Raw genomic sequence first — 16,767 nt, 5'->3', positions numbered from 1 at the left:
TCTATTCAACGCCATCGATTCCAGCAATATTTTTAGCCAGCTGTTTTTTATGTTCCAAGTCACTTTGTCTGGAGATCATTATCCTTTGGGCCTGTGGAGAGCCTGCCCCATGCATAGACTCTGTCCTGTACCCAACAGCTGCAGTACCTAATGTCAGATTCTCAATGAGTCTGAGAATTCTCATTCTATTTTCTGTTGGAACCGATGCTACTCCTTGAAGATACTTCTCTATGTATTTGCCAAGCACTGGATCGCGAAGATCCTTTTCCGATGGCATTGTGACCATCAAACCACCAGCTATGTCTTCAGACAGTCTCGAAATTTCATATGGAAATCTTGTTACGTTTTGCTTGCATACATTGGCAAGTAGCATATCTATAATATAGTTGCCTGCAGCAGTCTGACAGCCCTCTGCCGAGCAAGCAATGCCACAGCTGTAAATGGTCTCATTCAGATGAGTCATCTCAATGAGCTTATCCTTTATATGTGATGCCTTTTGAGCTCCGTTGTATTCTGCGGCTAGTGCTGCAGCACCTATGAGAACATCGCCAACGCCTACCTTACAGCCGCCGTAGCTTTGTCTGTGGTACCCTGCGAAGCGCTCAACCAGCATTCCAGCAAAATCAGTTTCACCGTTTAGGAATATCCTATCATTAGGTACAAATACGTCATCGAAAATCATAAGCGCTTCATGACCGCCGAAGTTTTTATTCCCAAGATCTATGTCAGCATCCTCCTCCAGCTTTCTGGTGTCACAGGACTGGCGTCCATAGATTATAATAATGCCTTCGGCATCTGAAGGTACTGCAAAGGCTATAGCATAATCCTTATCCTTCTCTTTCAGAGATATTGTTGGCATCACAACTACTTCCTGTGAGTTGACAATACCAGTCTGATGTACCTTAGCTCCCCTTACAACTACTCCATCTAATCTTCTTTCAACTACCCTTAGGTACATATCAGGATCATTCTGCTCTGAGGGTCCTAAGCTTCTGTCACCCTTTGGATCAGTCATAGCTCCATCTACTGTGTAGTCATTCTCCTGGATCATAGCCCAATATTTTTTAAAGTTCTCGAAATAATTTGTTCCATATGCTTGGTCGATTTCAAATGAAGTACTATAAATTGCGTTTGCTGCATCTAATCCGACGCATCTTTGGAAGCATGACGCTGTTTTTTGCCCCAGCATTCTCTGCATTTTTACCTTTTTGACTAAGTCGTCTGTACTTTGATGTAAGTGAGTGAATCTGTTAACTTTTTCCCCGGTCAAATTGGAGGTAGCTGTCATAAGATCCTCGTATTCTGGATGCTGAGCCATTTCATAGGTCATTGCCACTGAATTCATAGAAGGCTTTATCATTGGGTGATCTACAGGGTTCTCAACCCTTTCGCCGAACATGTAAACATTAAGGTCTAACTTCTTTAAGCTTTCAATATACTGATGTCGGGTCATTAAAGTCATATTGGTCACTTCCTTTCTTTTAGTCGAAAAAACTTCTGCATTATATATAAGCAATATCTATGCCAATATGGTTTATTCTGAACAATCTTATTTAATGGCTAAAACATCTATATTTCAAGCATTACAGAGATCGCCACAGATAGATGACTCCAAATATAATAATCTATCGGATTTTTTGAACCGTTATTGGAGATATTTGATTGACTTTCGGTTCGTTACCATATATTCTTTAATCAGGTCAGGTCTGAAAGGTGGAATCAAAATGAGGAGTGTTGACAGTACTAAACAATATTTGCAATATACTTTCTTAATGGATAAGAATAGCACGATCTATCCTTGTGACGAAGCCGGAAATAGCTTTTTAAGGGAAAATACCTTTGACATGATTCACTCCCACATCCAAGGGATCAAGCTGTCCGGTGTCATAACCAATACGACGATAATCTTTGAAAACAACAGCTATAACCTGAGAGTAATACCTTTTGATAATCTATCCGAGGATTTTAGAGAAGACTACTTCGACAACGTTGATCTGGAATATGTTATTACCCTTCAAAATCAAGCAATCTTTGCAGATGTGATCCACGCAATGAACCACGTGCACTTTCACAAGAACTATTTTGACACTATCCTGGACTCATACTCAGATGGTATATTTATTACAGCTGCAGACGGTACTGCTACTTATTTAAATAGCACTTACGAGGAATTAACTGGTATGAATCGAGAGCAGATCATAGGAAAAAAGGTTCACTACCTGGAATCTGCAGGTTATTTTACTCCATTGGTCACTCCGACAGTGCTTAAAACAAATCAGGTAGTTACAGTATTTCAGAGATTTAAAACTGATAAATTTGCATTTATTACCGGTACTCCCATTTATAACAACCTTGGTGAGCCTGTTGTCATTCTTATTTGCGCAAATGCCTTCGAATATGCCAATTCAATAAAAAAATCCCAGTATTCCTGGGACGCTCCTGCACCAATCTCAATGCAGCTTTATGAGGACAGCTCGATAGATATAATTGCCGAAAGCGTTGAGATGAGGCATGCTCTACAGGACGCTTTCAGGATTGCAGCTTACGATGTTCATGTTCTGATACTAGGAGACTCCGGTACAGGAAAAGAGGTAGTTTCTTCTCTTATCCATACCTCAAGTAAAAGAAAACAGCAGCCATTTCTAAAGATCAATTGCAGCAATCTTTCTCCAACACTGCTTGAATCGGAGCTGTTTGGCTATGAAGCAGGCTCCTTCACCGGGGCTCTAAATAAGGGTAAGCCGGGCCTGCTTGAGATTGCTGGGAGAGGAACAGTATTATTGGATGAGATCGGTGAAATGTCCACCGAATTGCAGGCTAAGCTTCTCAGGGTACTTCAAAGCGGTGAGACCTTCAGGGTTGGAGGGACTAAACCAATAAAAATAAATGCAAGGCTGATAGCCTCTACAAATAGGGATCTCAAGAGGATGATTTCTGAGGGTACCTTTAGAAAGGACTTATATTACCGTTTAAATGTAGCGACAATAATCCTGCCCTCCCTCAATGAGCGAAGAGAGGATATTGCACCCTTGCTCCAGCACTTTTTATATATCTACAACAAGAAATACGGTATGAATAAGAAATTCTCAGCAGAGCTTATGGATATCTTAGAGGAGTATGATTGGCCCGGCAATGTAAGAGAGCTCAAGAATATCGTTGAAAGATTGTTGATCATGTGCATAGACGATGTGTTATTGCCAAAACACCTTTACTCAAAGTACTTCTCCTTTGAGGAAACTGGAGATCAGATGGCCGACATTTTAATAAACGGTATTCCCAAGTTGCCTGAAGCAATCAATATTGTTGAAAAAACTATAGTGGCAAGAGCTCTCGAAACCACTAAAAGCACACGAAAGGCTGCCGAGCTTATTGGAGTAAGTCAATCAACCATAATGAGGAAAATCAAGGACTATAATATCAATATTAGGTAGAGTAACTAAAAAGGCTGAGGATTCACTTCCCCAGCCTTGCTTTTTCAAGTTCCGCAATATCAAATTTCTTCATTTGAAGGAAAGCTTGTGTGACCCTCTGTTTCTCATCTGTAGTTCCTTCAAATAGTATTTCTTCCATATTCTCAGGTACTACTTGCCATGAGACTCCAAACTTATCTTTGATCCAGCCACATTGCTCAGCCTCCGAATTAGCAGACAGCTTGTCCCAATAATAGTCTATTTCCTCCTGATCCTTACATTTTATGATCAGTGAAAACGCTTCATTGAAGTCGAAATCTGCTTCCATTGCATTATCCATGGCAACCATTTCAAAACCATCCAGAGTGAATTCTGAGTAGTTTACCTTAGCTCTTGGATCAGGAGCCTCTCCTGCATCGTATTTGCTTATAAAATTCAAACTGGAGTTGTTAAACACCTCAAGGTAGAAATTTATTGCATCCTCTGCTAGACCACATGCAGTATTAGAGAAAAGCATTCCTGGTATTATCGAGTGTTTTTCTGTAAGGTCCTTGTCATACATAAGCTGCCAAGTCAATCCATACCTATCCTCTACCCATGCATACAGCTCGCAGAATGGGTACTCGTCAAGAGTCATCAACTCAGAGCCCTCTTTCGTCAGTTCCTCCCAAAGACGTTTTATTTCTTCCTTACTTCTGCTTTTTGCTATCAAATTGATTGACGGATTAAACTTAAAAAAAGGTCCTGCACTTATTGCCTCAAAATCCAATCCCGCAAGAGTGAAGGATACTATTTCAGCATTACCGGATGGTGTATCCTCGATAATCGTGCTTCCCTTTATACCTGATCGCTCAAAGAGACTGGTATAGAAAGTGGCTGCTTCCATTGCTTGATTGTCAAACCATAGATGAGGTACTATTCTTTTCATAAAAACATCTCCTCATATTACATTCACATTATTCTATGTAATAATGGTACCCATTCCATTAGATAAATAAAATGAACAATTACCCATAATAATCGTTCATTTTACATCATTTTCACTCCCATGTATTCCAAATTTCAGGCTTGAATCCCACAGTCGCCTGCTTTCCATTTCTTACAATTGGGGTATTAAGAACTTTTGGGTTATTGAGAGCTATTTCCTCCCTGATAACAGAGCCTCTGATCAAATGTAAATTAAGCTTTTCGTAATCCTTGGATTTTACATTAAGCATTTCATTTAATCCAACAGCTGATTTAACGCTTTCAAATTCACCCTTACTCATTCCATACTTAAACAAGTCTATATATTGAAATTTTATATTTCGTTCCTTAAAATACCTTTCTGCTTTCTTAGTATCAAAACATTTACCTGATCCAAAAATCTGAATGTTCATCTATTCACCTGACCGATCTGTTAATATCTCCTTAACTCTTCCAACAACTCCATCCTCCAGTCTAACCTTTATCCCATGTGGATGAGTGGCTGACTTAGTCAGTATGTCCTTGACAGTTCCTTCAGTGGTTTTCCCTGAGCGCTGGTCCTGTTTTTGTATTACAATAACTTTAATTCCCGGTTTGATGTCGTTTCGCTTATTACCATCCATTGATTTATTACCTTTCTATCTGTGATTTTATATACCCATTATATCAATTATTTTTTTTGCTTCAAATTCAGTACCAAGGAAAAACGGCTGTCTTTTCTCCTTATCCATAATATCCTCGAAGCTTAACTGATAGATCATGGGATTCGTGTCAGTCTTAACGGTCATTCGCTTATACTCTGTGTCATAGGCACAGGTGTACTTTGTAGAAGTCGTAGAATTATATTTCCTGTTGCGAACAAATCCATTAGGCATAGTCATCGCTGAAATTATGTTGTAAAAATTTGAATATGCTTCTTTGTTACTACTAGCCGGAAGGTTCAGCCGAGTCAAATAAAATGCCTTGATGAATCGTGAAACCGGATCGTATCCTCCCGGAAGATCCTTGGAAGAGTTAAACTCATCCAAATTCTCAATATCCATCGACTGTTTGAGCCTTCTTGTCTGAGACTCCAAGCCAGGGGAATTTGTCATAACATCATAAGGATTATCAATACCGACCAGCCTGCCTTGTTTTGGTTCAACTACTATACATCTCTTCGTTGGGTCCGAGAACATAAAGTGAAAATCTGGACATAAAACATTATCCCCTTTGTTATTTCTTGTAGAGATATTAATATTAGGTAAATCCTGCAACAGCTCATCTACTGATTTGTAGTTTGCCAAAGCATAATTGAAATAATCCATGCTGGATATATTGACTTTTTCTGGCTCAGTTTTACTTGAATAAAGGTTGAAGCCACCAAAATCATTGGTTATACCTACCAAGCCATGTTCATTTACTCCGTCCTTAAGAGGATCTCTATTTCTAAATACCATCCCCATCATCATGTATTTTGAGTATAATGGCTCACCCGTCAAATCAATGCCGTATTTGTAGCCTCTTGGCAAGAACAGTGCGTTATAATCAATAGGAGATTCAAAATCCATTGTTCTTCCTAGGACACAACCATTATTATAATTTACTTTTATTCCTGTACACATATTAGTCCTCTCATTTTGATTTTTTTGTAAGGTAGTATGCTGACATTTTAAAAACATTCTATCGAAAACTAAATCATCTTTTTATTTGCACTCGCACTTTGAACCACTTTTCTTATCCTATTCTCTCTAGTTTTCTTTTGGACACTTTTTTCAAGCCAATAAATAACCTGGAATCTATAGCTATTTGGCCAGCTGATGAAATTCTTCAATGCTACGGGGTCCTCCGCAAGTGCAGCCAATAAGTCCGATGGAGTATCTGGCTCTATCCTTGACGAGTACGCAGACTCCCACATACCATTTAGTTTAGCTTCTTCAACTGCTTTCATTCCTGCTTCTGTCATCCTTCCCTCAGCAATGATCCTTTCAGCTCTATTTTTGTTAACAACAGACCAAATACTTCCAGGTTTTCTAGGTGAGAATCTAAGGATATATTTTTGATCATCAATTCTGTACATCCTACTGTCGATCCACCCATAGCAAATAGCTTCTTCTACAGCTTCTTCCAAGTTGATCCCTACCTCATTGGTTCCTACTTTCTTTATTTGAAGCCATACCTCTTTTTCAATGAAATGATTGTTTTCAAGCCAATCATGCCATTCTTCAATGTTTCTGCAGAAAAACCACTTCTTAGGCATATTTGAGTAGACCATACAAATCACTCTTTTCTTGAATCCACTGGTCTCGAACCATCCCCGTTGCTTAGTTGTTTATGAAGTTTTTAATTGCCTCAGCTGCAATGTTCTGTTGCTCATCGCTTGAAATAGTTGCGTCAACGTCTCCCTTTTGTTTTCCATAGTTGCCGAATTGAGCATGATTGCCTCCCTTAATGACCACAATGTTCTGAGTATAGTTGATTTTCTCTGCTACGCTTGTGTTGAATGAACCGTATATAGTCAATGCTTTATCCTCCGGATAATCTCCGTAAATATAAGCACCAAGTAAAATCAGTCCCTTTACTTTGTCCCGATTATTTGAAGCATAGTCACTTGCCATAGCACCACCCATGGAGTGTCCTGCTATATACCAGTTTGCAATTTCAGGAAATTGCTCCATGACTTCCTCAGCTGCATCTGGATAGAATATTGCCATGTTGAAAGGCATTTTAACAAGAATGCACATTATTCCGGTGCTATCTTTTATTTTTTCCATAAGAGGCAGATATGCAAAATACTCAACCTTAGCTCCTGGGTAAAACATCATAGCCGTGTTGGCAGGGGTATCTGGGGATACAATGATAAGGCGATCACCAGCTTGCGTTACAGAATCAGTTTTCAAAGCGTTGATCGCAGTATCATCAGCCCTGTAATAATCGGATGCATAAATCAAAAACGCACCTATGGACAAAATAACCAAGGAGACTATGATGCTTAATGTAATTTTAATAGTTTTTTTCATTATTCATCCCCCTGCAGATTGTTTTTCCTACCATACTATTTCCTCTGACTAAGCCTTTACCCGCATCCCTACACTCTAATTCACCTCGTCCTTATTATTACTTAATTATATACTACCTTTAGCATCAGAAATCAAACTTAGTAAAAATAAAAGCAAAAAGAACTGGCAAGGACCCTCTTAAGTTTACCATTTAGGGACGGTAAGATATACTAAACTTAGGAGGTGTTCCTTTTGAATAAAATATACTCTGATGAATTCAAATTATCCGTTGTCCTTGACTACTACAGCAGCTCTCTTGGTGTCAGAGCTATTGCAATGAAGTACAATCTTCCTTCAAAAAACTACATCAATAATTGGGAACAACAACTCATTGACAAAGGACTTCTTCCTCCAAACTCTACAAAGCAGGAGAAGTCAGTTGCCAGATCAAAGGAGTCAATCGTTAGAAATGACACTAGGACTCCTCTTGAAAGACATTATGAAGATGAGATAGAGATCCTTAAGGCTCGTATAGAGTACCTTGAGGGTCTTGAATCCTTGAAACCATTTCTTAAAAAAAAAGAACCCGTGAAGCAAAATACGAAGTAATACTCAGTCTTGAGTACAAATACCCCATATGGCTTCTTTGTGAAATAGCCGGAGTAAGCAAAGCATCGTACTACAACTACAAGAGGAATCCTTCTAAGCCCTCAGATTCAAATAAAGTGATAGAAGAACTGATTCTCCTTATCCACAAGAAATCAGGTCGTAGAAAAGGCTACAGGCCCATCAAGGATGACTTAAGAAACATATATCATCTCAATGTGAACCATAAAAAGATACTACGAATAATGCGAGAGAAAAAGATTTCATCAATACTCACAAAGAAGTCCAAAAGGACCAGAGAGCAAAGCATTATCAAAGAAGATTTACTCCAACGTGATTTCTCATCAGCCGTACCTGGCAAAAAGCTTGTAACTGATATAACATATATACCAACAAGAAGAAAGATGATTTATCTTTGCACAGTAATCGATCTGTACAATAATGAACCTGTATCCTGGAATATAAGCGATACTCAGGATAAATATCTTAGCTTAAATGCAATAAAGGCACTTTCCGAGAAGTTCGACCTATCTGGCAGTATCATTCATAGCGATCAAGGTGTCCATTACACTAGCTTGATGTATGTCAATCTTCTAAAAGAGTTGAATGTTAAACAGAGCATGTCACGAAAGGGCAATTGCTGGGATAATGCTAAAGCAGAAAGCTTTTTCGGTCACTTTAAAAGCGAAACTATTCATCTAATGAGTAGAAGGATCAAGGATATCAACGAAGTCATTGAGATAGTTGAAGACTATATGAGATACTATATATACGACAGACCTCAGAAGAAACTTGGTGGATATCCTCCTGGCATATTCAAAGAAAAACAATTATCTGCATAAAAACTAAAAAATTAACCGTACCCAAATAGTAAACCTTTAAGGTAGCATGCCAAACCGTCCCCGCTGCTTCTTAAGTTGTCTGAATCCGGATAAGTGTGATAAAATTAAAGAGTGAATATTTAGAAATCATCGATCTTAATAAAGGGGAGGGATTTTGTTGAAACGTGTAGAAACGACTTGTGGGTATTGCGGCTGCGGTTGCGGAATTTACGTAAACGTGGCTGATGACGACACCGTTTTAGGCATCACGCCCAGTTATAATCATGTGGTAAGCAAGGGAAAGCTTTGCTCCAAGGGTTGGCATGGTTATGCTTTTGTAAGAGACTCAAGACGCTTAAAAACCCCGTTGATAAAGCAACCGGACGGAACCTTCAAGGAAGCTTCATGGGATGAAGCATTGGACAGAGTTGCATCGGGATTGAAGGATGCGATGACAGATGGAGATAACACTGACAGAATAGGACTGATCTCATCTGCAAGGTGTACAAACGAAGAAAACTTCCTTATGGCAAAGATGGCAAGAGCTGGGCTTAAGACAAGCAGCATAGACCACTGTGCACGCCTCTGACACAGTCCGACAGTAGAAGGTCTTTCTACCTCCTTCGGAACTGGTGGTGCAACAAATACTATGAATGACATAAGCGATGCTGAGCTGATTTTGGTTATTGGCTCGAACACAACAGAACAGCATCCTTTGGCAAGCACAAGAATATTTGAAGCCCTGGAAAAGGGTGCTGAGCTGTATGTGATCGATCCTCGAAGGATCAGACTTACTGATTTCGCACATGGCTATGCTCCAATCGAACCTGGGACAAATCTACCTATGATAAATGCCATGATCAATGTGATCATTGAAGAAAACTTAATCGATGAGGATTTCATAAAAAGCCGAACTGAAAACTATGAGGAAATGAAGGAATCTGTCAAGGATTGCACTCCTGAGTGGGCTGAAGCAATATCAAGGGTATCTGCAGACACCATCAGGCAATTTGCTCGAAAGTATGCGACTACTGATAAGGCTATGATCCTTTTTACCATGGGAGTTACACAGCAAACGACTGGAGTAAAAAGCATTCGAGCATTGGCTAACCTTGCGATGATCACCGGGCATGTAGGTAGGCCATCAACAGGAATCAATCCATTGCGTGGTCAAAACAATGTTCAGGGTGCCGGTGACATGGGGGCTTTGCCTGATTTTCTGCCAGGATATCAAAGACCTGAATGGCCTGAAACTAAAGACAGATTCACAAAAATTTGGGGAGATTTTTCCTGCTTAAGAGGAAGGAATATCATACAGATGTTCAACCTTATGGAAGAAGAAATAATGAAGGCAGCCTACATAGTTGGAGAGAATCCAGTGCTGTCTGATCCCGACCAGACACATACAATTCATTGTCTTGAAAAGATACCGTTCCTTGTAGTGCAGGATATCTTTTTGACGGAAACAGCCCAATTTGCTGACGTAGTCCTCCCTGCCGCAAGCTTCCTCGAGAGAGAGGGAACCTATACAAATACAGACCGAAGAGTACAGATGATCCATAAGGTAATTGAACCTATAGGAGATTCAAAGCCTGATTGGGAGATCATGGTCGAAATAATGAAGCGAATCGGTATGGATGTCAGTTACGAGAGTCCCTCTGATATTATGGACGAAATAAATATAGGGACGGACATCTACGGCGGGATCACCCATGAAAGGATTCGTGAAGTTGGGATCCAATGGCCTTGTCCTAACAAGGAGCATCCTGGAACGCCTATTCTTCATGTTGGCGAGTTTAAGAGAGGCAAGGGTATGTTTACTGTAAACGATTTTGAGTTTTTAGGAGACCAGAGAAGCGAGGAGTTCCCATTCCTGTTGACTACTGGAAGAGTTACTCACCAATATCATACAGGAACAATGACCCGCAAGGTCTGGACCCTAGCTTTAGAGTATCCGAAGGGATTTGTTGAAATAAACACCAAGGATGCCAAGGAACTTGGAATAAAAGACCATCAGCCCGTAAGGATCACATCTGCACGAGGAAGTATAATAGCACCAGCGATGGTTACTGACCGAATAAATGAAAAGACAGTCTTTGTTCCATTCCATTTTGCTGAATCCCCGGCAAATAGGCTAACAGGGGGACAAAATCTGGATCCAATCATAAATATACCGGCTTTGAAGGTTTCAGCCGTAAGAATCGAGGTGGAATAATGGAAGCAAATAAGCTGTATACCCTAGATAAAGATCATCTGGATCAGGTATTGAGTATATGGAATGAAAACAGCTCAGTGTATGTTCCTTCCGGGAAAGGTAAGGACATCCAGCTTCTACCCTTGGATGAGGTTCAAAGAACAGAGGAGTACATCAACCTCTCCCTGCCAGCAAAAGAGATGGTATTTGAACAGAAGGAAGGCTTGTTCAAATGGGCGAAAAATGGAGAATGCATCGAGATTGAAGGACTTGCTAGACATCACTCAAAGAACAGGATCTTATTTGGAGTAAGAGCTTGTGATACATACGGAATTGCATACACCGACAGGTTCTATCTTCATGAGTATCCAGATCCAAATTATAAGTCAAGAAGATCTGAAACGATTATAGTAGCTGTTAACTGCCTTAAGGCTGGTCCACATTGTTTCTGCACCTCAGTAGGAACAGGTGTATTTTCCACCTTGGGACATGATCTTGCATTGACCCCAATTGATCACTTTTACCTGGTTGAGGTTGCAACGCCGAAGGGAGAAGCCTTGATAAATGATGCTCTATCGTACTTCACTGAGATCGACGACGGCATCTTGGTAGAAAAGGAAGATTTAATGGAGAGGGTTGCTGATAGCTTCCCACTTAAAATGGATCTTACGAATCTTTGGGATGACATGGCAAAGACCTTCAACGCAGATTTTTGGCTGGATGAAGCTCATGCGTGCATTGGTTGCACAGGGTGCACTAACGTTTGCCCGACCTGTACCTGCTTCAATGTAGTCGAGGAAAGAATCGACGAAAACAGCGGCCGCAGGGTCAGATACTGGGATTCCTGTCAAAGTGAGCATTTCACACGAAATGCTGAGAACCACAACCCAAGGGATGCCGTCTCTCGTGTCAGGTACAGGATTTATGACAAGCTAAAATACATCGAGGAAAGATTCGGATTCAAGGGTTGTTCGGGCTGCGGAAGATGTACTGATGTGTGCCCTACTTATATCAGTATTATTGACATAATAGGGAAGATGCAAAAGGCCGCGAAGGAGAACCCAGAGTCACCAGCTATACACCAGATTGCCAAGATTCGTCATGAGATAATGGATCGTGAGGTGAAGTCGCAGCATGGATTGTTTACCCCGGACGTTGCGACCATAACCCGTGTGAAGCAGGAAACACCTGATATAAAGCGTCTTTTTATGAGATACGACGATCCTGAGCTTCATAGAACCTACGAGCACAAGGGTCAATTCTTCCAGGTCACTGTCTTTGGAGAGGGCGAAGTGCCTCTTTCGATACCCTTTGGTTCTGAGCAGAAGGATGAGGTCGTATTCGACTTTAAAAACGTTGGGTCAGTAACTGATAAGCTGTTTCAGATGAAGGAAGGAGACAAGGTTGGATTAAGAGGTCCCTATGGACGAGCATTCCCCTATGAGACTCTTAAGGGTAGGAACCTTATCTTTATTGGATCCGGAGTTGCAATGGCACCTCTAAGAACAGTAATTGAGCCTGTGCTGAGAAATAACGATGACTTTAAGCAGGTCTATATTATGGCCAGTGCTCTAAGGTACGAAAAACTCCTTTATAAGGATGAGATGAAGGAGTGGGCTAAGGTTCCAAACTTTAGAGTTAAATACGCATTGAAGGATCCAACAGATGAAGTCGAAGCATTCAGTGGCTTCGTAAATGATATGCTGCCTGACTTGGACCTTGATTGGCCAAACACAACTGCACTTTTGTGTGCATCCCCTGAAAGGATCAAGAAGCTTGCAAGAGATCTTATGGATCTTGGGATGAAGCCATCAGATATACTTGTTACCCTAGAAACCCATATGCGGTGTGGTGCAGGCAAATGCGGACATTGCAAGGTTGGAAGTCACTACATGTGCGTAGATGGACCTGTCTTTACTTATGAAGAAATGATGGCATTGCCACCAGAATATTGATTTCAAAAAGAGAACTCGGTCGATTAAGTAATCAGCCGAGTTCTACTCTTTCATATTATTTTAATTAGCACCCTGAAAAAAACAACCACCCTCAGTGCATTATCTCTTTATACCACTCATAATAATCAACGCAATGTCATTATCGGTATCCGAACCCAAAAATTCAAGATCGTTGAATCCAAGATTTTCCTTTGACCACTCTGCCCAAGATCGCCATATTTTCTTTGGATCATCCATATCATAGCAAGCTTTAATCTCAACGATTCCTGTCTTTTCCCAAAGGTGTCTCCACCAACTCTTGCTGTGGAAGCTGAACATCTCATTATGCCAGTAGTCCTTAAGAGTATCAGGATAGCCCTTCTCAAATTCTCTAGTAAAACCTGGTACTACGATACCAAATTGACCGCCACTCTTAACCAACTTTGAGAAGGTGCATGGAAAGTACAGTTCATCAGCTCCATAATACTGGTAACTGTCTATTGAAATTGCGACATCGAAAAATCCCTCTGCGTATGGAAGTGCATGGGCTTCTGCATGAATAGGGTAAACCAGATCCGATACGCCTGCATCCTCAAATCGTTTTAGATTATCTGTTGCACTTATCCATAGGTCGTTTGCAAATACCGTTACGCCAAACTCCTTCGCTAAAAATACTGAAGTAATGCCCTTCCCACACCCCATATCAAGTACCTTCATTCCAGGCTTCAACTCCAGATGCTCACACAATTCCTCAAGGAGCCAAAGAGGATTGGGTCCCATCCAGTTTTCGCTGACCCATTTTTCGTCATATTTTTCAGTTCTAGAATATTTCTTCATAAAGCTATCCTCCTAAGTATTAGAAATGCTTATTTAATACTTTTCTTGAAATCAGCAAGTAAGAAAACGGTCTTAAGCATTTCATCAGAGTCTAAGTCGAATGTTATTGGAAAGTACTTAAGCTTTCCCATTTGATTTGAATCAGCTACCATTAGATTGACGTCATCACCAAGTTGAAGATTGTATATGTCTGCACGTGATTTTTCAGGGACATAAAAGGTCACCTTGAAAAAACCATCCCAAATAGAAAGCCAAAAAACTGTTGTCTCGTTTTGACCTCCTCGAATTCCGGTCCATTTATGAAGTCCCTTAGCCAACCAAGCCTTACCATCGTTGTAGTACCTCCAAGATAAATGGATATCGTGATTTGTAAGCTCGTTAATAAACTTAGTGTATGTATCGTATACCCCACCAAGGGCCTTTGAAATAACATCGATTGAAGGTTGAATGTCGGGATCTCTTAGTAATTGAACTTTATTAATTCCCATATCAAATACCTCCTAAGTAAGTCTTGAACCTTAACCACAAAACATCGGAAATAGTTTGATTTCGGCTACTTTCCTACCAAAAAAGCTGCCTAGATAGAACAATAAATGCTGCAAGAAAAATAAAAAGTGCTGAATTTAACTTATTGAAGTAGATTTTGTATTGGTTTCCACTGAAGGATTTATAATAAATTTTATAGGAGATCAAATTTGCCAATGATGCTATTAGAGTGCCAATCCCTCCTACACTGACACCGAGAAATAGTTCCCTAAAAAACGGTGTAAACCCACTGATGAGAATAGCAGATGGTACATTGCTGATTACCTGTGATAAAAGGGCCGATATCGTAAAAACCTTTAGTGGTGAATCAATAAGGTTACGGGCAAAAATATTTACGATCTCCATCCGCGTTACATTATCAATAAATATAAAAAAGCTTATAAAGGTCCCTAACAGATAATAATCAACTTTCTTAATCAACTCTTGATCTAGTATAATTACTGAGGCAACAACTACCAAGGTAACCATCTTATAGTCCAACTGTCGGAGTACTGAGAGAATAACAAGGATAAACAAAATACTATAGTAAGCGATTTTTCTTTCACTCTTTAACTCAACCTTATCAAGGTTAGCATCTATCAACTTATTTGAATTCCTCATATTGATAAGTATGAGAGAGAACATTCCAGCAATAACAAATGGTGCGATGATCAAGAAAAATTCCTTGGTATCTATGTGAAAATAGCTATATAAGAATAGATTCTGTGGGTTTCCAAATGGTGTCAGGCTGCTTCCAATGTTAGCAGCCGCCGTTTCCAGGACAATGACCCTAAAGGGGTCAAAATCAGCTTTTTTCGCCATTGTTATTGTTATAGGAACAACTGTTAAAAGAGCAACATCATTGGTCATAAGCATCCCAAGCACAGCTGTTGTAATAATCATAACAACACCTATGCTTCTCTCAGTACGCACCAAACTCAGGATATAGATTGCTATACCATCCAATAGACTGAATTTCTCAAAGGCCAAACTTATAAGCATTAGACTAAACAGCGAAAAAATTACTTTGACATCTATTGCTTCGATAGAAGGCTTTATAAGAAATGAAGTTATGATCGCTAGCAAAGTTGATAGTACAAAAACGATCTCTTCTTTGATTTTATTTTGAATCAGATTTACCATTCAAATACTCTCTTCCATTATTTTTGTAGATTGATTTGGGATTATAACACTATTGAATATATCAGGGTAAAGACCTTATTTCAAGATCAATCAAAGAAATGTGATTAACCACGTATAATAGTATCTATCACACGGATAGTATCAATAAAAACACCATATCCTGTCTGGGTGGTCTCCAAACCATACTGCATCATTGTAAGCTTACCCATCAAATCAGTGTACAGCGAAACAACTGCAACCAGTTTTTCATCTGTGAATACATCGCTTTCAGATACCTCTTCAGGTGCAACTTTTCCAGTCACAGTTCCATCAGCATGTCTTTCGCCACGACACATTAGTTTTATGACATTTCCCCTTGCCTTAGCATCGTTAATATCGTCGGTAGTAATCCCATTGATTCCTGTACGGTCGATAAGATCAGGTGTTATATCAGCATCCATAATGGCATTCATAAGCACTGTTAACTTAGCTGCAGCATCCCAACCTTCGGTATCCATTGATGCATCAGCTTCCATAAAACCACCTTCTCTTCCAGCTCTCAATATATCCTCAATGGGAATATTTTTTGACATTTCCTTGAGAATGTAATTTGTTGTTGCATTGAGTATCCCCTCAATTTTATTTATCTTGCAGAATTGGAGGCAATTGTCAGCCATATTGAACACAGGAGTTCCTGCCATTACCGTAGTTTCAAAGAAGAAGCTTGCGTTGTTAACTTTAGCCAAGTCTCTTAATTCTCTGTAGTGCCATGCTAGAGGTCCCTTGTTAGCAGATACAACGTGCTTGCCTCTCTTGAGAGCTTCCCGGATATGATCAGTTGCAGGAAGTCCTGTGAAAATGTTCAGTGGTGTAAGCTCCAGAACTATGTCATAATCAACAGTTTTTACCACATCCATAGTACTCATTTTGCTAAAAACTAGTGAGTTTTCATCAAATTTTCCCCTCTTGGCAATCTGTCGAGTCGCTTCAACCAGGTCCAAGCCATCCATGCAATAGAGTGATCCACGACTACCGGTTGTAATTGCTACGACCCTTACATCAACACCTTTAGTTTGAAGGATTTTATCATGAGTCTGATTCAATATTTCTGCAAAAGCTTTTCCTGCTATCCCGTATCCAAGTAATGCTACTTTCAATTGTTTCATTTTCATCTCCCCTTTTCTATAAATTCCTAATTATACTTTGGTATTATCATGATAGCTAATTCAAGTTAATTCAAGTAATTTCAGCAAAAACAAATAGGGTCCCATTTAAAGTTGTATCAGATTTACTATAGTTAAGTGTTACAGGTTTTTCTTTGATTTATTTCACCCCGCTTAAGAGGACATAACTTGCGACACTCACTGAAATTGT

At 39.8% G+C, this 16,767-nt stretch carries 16 protein-coding genes; 5 read left to right on the top strand and 11 right to left on the bottom strand.

All coding sequences use genetic code 11. The annotated features are described in order from the left end of the window. Position 1: 1 nt before the first annotated feature. On the bottom strand, positions 2-1,462 hold the full coding sequence (locus AC4PHB_RS11745) for a 4-hydroxyphenylacetate 3-hydroxylase family protein (protein ID WP_492136612.1): 1,461 nt from the start codon (positions 1,460-1,462) through the stop codon (positions 2-4). A gap of 310 nt (positions 1,463-1,772) precedes the next feature. Here AC4PHB_RS11745 and AC4PHB_RS11740 point away from each other — a divergent pair, with 310 nt between their 5' ends. Then, positions 1,773-3,431: a sigma-54 interaction domain-containing protein gene (locus AC4PHB_RS11740; RefSeq protein ID WP_492136611.1), complete on the top strand. Its 1,659-nt coding sequence runs from the start codon at positions 1,773-1,775 to the stop codon at positions 3,429-3,431. Between the two features lie 22 nt (positions 3,432-3,453). Here AC4PHB_RS11740 and AC4PHB_RS11735 read toward each other — a convergent pair whose 3' ends face one another. The 6 genes from AC4PHB_RS11735 to AC4PHB_RS11710 all read right to left on the bottom strand — a co-directional run bounded on the left by AC4PHB_RS11735 (position 3,454) and on the right by AC4PHB_RS11710 (position 7,375). Beyond that, positions 3,454-4,338 carry a VOC family protein gene (locus AC4PHB_RS11735; RefSeq protein ID WP_492136610.1) on the bottom strand — a complete coding sequence of 295 codons (885 nt, stop codon included), beginning with the start codon at positions 4,336-4,338 and terminating at the stop codon, positions 3,454-3,456. A gap of 112 nt (positions 4,339-4,450) precedes the next feature. After that, positions 4,451-4,789, bottom strand: a complete 339-nt coding sequence (locus AC4PHB_RS11730) for an arsenate reductase family protein (RefSeq protein WP_492136609.1) — start codon at positions 4,787-4,789, stop codon at positions 4,451-4,453. After that, positions 4,790-4,999, bottom strand: a complete 210-nt coding sequence (locus AC4PHB_RS11725; RefSeq protein WP_492136608.1) for a YwbE family protein — start codon at positions 4,997-4,999, stop codon at positions 4,790-4,792. A 27-nt stretch (positions 5,000-5,026) separates the two neighbouring features. Then, entirely contained in the window at positions 5,027-5,926 is a 900-nt protein-coding gene (locus tag AC4PHB_RS11720) for a linear amide C-N hydrolase (RefSeq protein WP_492136607.1), read from the bottom strand. Between the two features lie 122 nt (positions 5,927-6,048). Then, the gene (locus AC4PHB_RS11715; protein WP_492136606.1) at positions 6,049-6,615 is read right to left on the bottom strand and encodes a YdeI/OmpD-associated family protein; all 567 of its coding nucleotides are present in this window, start codon (positions 6,613-6,615) and stop codon (positions 6,049-6,051) included. 64 nt (positions 6,616-6,679) lie between these two features. Continuing rightward, on the bottom strand, positions 6,680-7,375 hold the full coding sequence (locus tag AC4PHB_RS11710) for an alpha/beta fold hydrolase (protein WP_492136605.1): 696 nt from the start codon (positions 7,373-7,375) through the stop codon (positions 6,680-6,682). Between the two features lie 231 nt (positions 7,376-7,606). Between AC4PHB_RS11710 and AC4PHB_RS11705 the strand changes: the two genes are divergently transcribed. The 4 genes from AC4PHB_RS11705 (at position 7,607) to AC4PHB_RS11690 (ending at position 12,930) form a co-directional block, all read left to right on the top strand. Beyond that, positions 7,607-7,963: a transposase gene (locus tag AC4PHB_RS11705; protein ID WP_492135739.1), complete on the top strand. Its 357-nt coding sequence runs from the start codon at positions 7,607-7,609 to the stop codon at positions 7,961-7,963. Then, positions 7,963-8,802 (top strand): IS3 family transposase, encoded by an 840-nt coding sequence (locus tag AC4PHB_RS11700; protein ID WP_492137765.1) that lies wholly within the window; start codon positions 7,963-7,965, stop codon positions 8,800-8,802. Before AC4PHB_RS11705 ends, AC4PHB_RS11700 begins: the two co-directional genes overlap by 1 nt. Positions 8,803-9,019: 217 nt before the next feature. Further along, positions 9,020-10,996 (top strand): formate dehydrogenase subunit alpha, encoded by a 1,977-nt coding sequence (fdhF, locus tag AC4PHB_RS11695; RefSeq protein ID WP_492137774.1) that lies wholly within the window; start codon positions 9,020-9,022, stop codon positions 10,994-10,996. Then, the gene (locus AC4PHB_RS11690) at positions 10,996-12,930 is read left to right on the top strand and encodes a 4Fe-4S dicluster domain-containing protein (RefSeq protein WP_492136604.1); all 1,935 of its coding nucleotides are present in this window, start codon (positions 10,996-10,998) and stop codon (positions 12,928-12,930) included. The genes fdhF and AC4PHB_RS11690 overlap by 1 nt, the downstream gene beginning before the upstream one ends. Before the next feature lie 99 nt (positions 12,931-13,029). On the opposite strand, the gene AC4PHB_RS11685 is transcribed toward AC4PHB_RS11690, so the two are convergent. The 4 genes from AC4PHB_RS11685 to AC4PHB_RS11670 all read right to left on the bottom strand — a co-directional run bounded on the left by AC4PHB_RS11685 (position 13,030) and on the right by AC4PHB_RS11670 (position 16,559). Further along, entirely contained in the window at positions 13,030-13,746 is a 717-nt protein-coding gene (locus tag AC4PHB_RS11685; protein WP_492136603.1) for an SAM-dependent methyltransferase, read from the bottom strand. Positions 13,747-13,775: 29 nt separating this feature from the next. After that, on the bottom strand, positions 13,776-14,234 hold the full coding sequence (locus AC4PHB_RS11680) for a DUF3788 family protein (RefSeq protein WP_492136602.1): 459 nt from the start codon (positions 14,232-14,234) through the stop codon (positions 13,776-13,778). 73 nt (positions 14,235-14,307) lie between these two features. Beyond that, entirely contained in the window at positions 14,308-15,414 is a 1,107-nt protein-coding gene (locus AC4PHB_RS11675) for an SLC13 family permease (protein ID WP_492136601.1), read from the bottom strand. 104 nt (positions 15,415-15,518) lie between these two features. Continuing rightward, positions 15,519-16,559, bottom strand: a complete 1,041-nt coding sequence (locus AC4PHB_RS11670) for a hypothetical protein (RefSeq protein ID WP_492136600.1) — start codon at positions 16,557-16,559, stop codon at positions 15,519-15,521. Positions 16,560-16,767 lie beyond the last annotated feature (208 nt).

The organism is Gudongella sp. QWL-04 (assembly GCF_058683975.1).
This window is presented reverse-complemented; position numbering and strand designations above follow the sequence as displayed.

Bases quoted from the DNA above. Each gene is read 5' to 3' on its own strand.
- AC4PHB_RS11745 (WP_492136612.1), bottom strand. From the start codon at position 1,462: ATGACTTTAATGACCCGACATCAGTATATTGAAAGCTTAAAGAAGTTA.
- AC4PHB_RS11740 (WP_492136611.1), top strand. From the start codon at position 1,773: ATGGATAAGAATAGCACGATCTATCCTTGTGACGAAGCCGGAAATAGC.
- AC4PHB_RS11735 (WP_492136610.1), bottom strand. From the start codon at position 4,338: ATGAAAAGAATAGTACCTCATCTATGGTTTGACAATCAAGCAATGGAA.
- AC4PHB_RS11730 (WP_492136609.1), bottom strand. From the start codon at position 4,789: ATGAACATTCAGATTTTTGGATCAGGTAAATGTTTTGATACTAAGAAA.
- AC4PHB_RS11725 (WP_492136608.1), bottom strand. From the start codon at position 4,999: ATGGATGGTAATAAGCGAAACGACATCAAACCGGGAATTAAAGTTATT.
- AC4PHB_RS11720 (WP_492136607.1), bottom strand. From the start codon at position 5,926: ATGGATTTTGAATCTCCTATTGATTATAACGCACTGTTCTTGCCAAGA.
- AC4PHB_RS11715 (WP_492136606.1), bottom strand. From the start codon at position 6,615: ATGCCTAAGAAGTGGTTTTTCTGCAGAAACATTGAAGAATGGCATGAT.
- AC4PHB_RS11710 (WP_492136605.1), bottom strand. From the start codon at position 7,375: ATGAAAAAAACTATTAAAATTACATTAAGCATCATAGTCTCCTTGGTT.
- AC4PHB_RS11690 (WP_492136604.1), top strand. From the start codon at position 10,996: ATGGAAGCAAATAAGCTGTATACCCTAGATAAAGATCATCTGGATCAG.
- AC4PHB_RS11685 (WP_492136603.1), bottom strand. From the start codon at position 13,746: ATGAAGAAATATTCTAGAACTGAAAAATATGACGAAAAATGGGTCAGC.
- AC4PHB_RS11680 (WP_492136602.1), bottom strand. From the start codon at position 14,234: ATGGGAATTAATAAAGTTCAATTACTAAGAGATCCCGACATTCAACCT.
- AC4PHB_RS11675 (WP_492136601.1), bottom strand. From the start codon at position 15,414: ATGGTAAATCTGATTCAAAATAAAATCAAAGAAGAGATCGTTTTTGTA.
- AC4PHB_RS11670 (WP_492136600.1), bottom strand. From the start codon at position 16,559: ATGAAACAATTGAAAGTAGCATTACTTGGATACGGGATAGCAGGAAAA.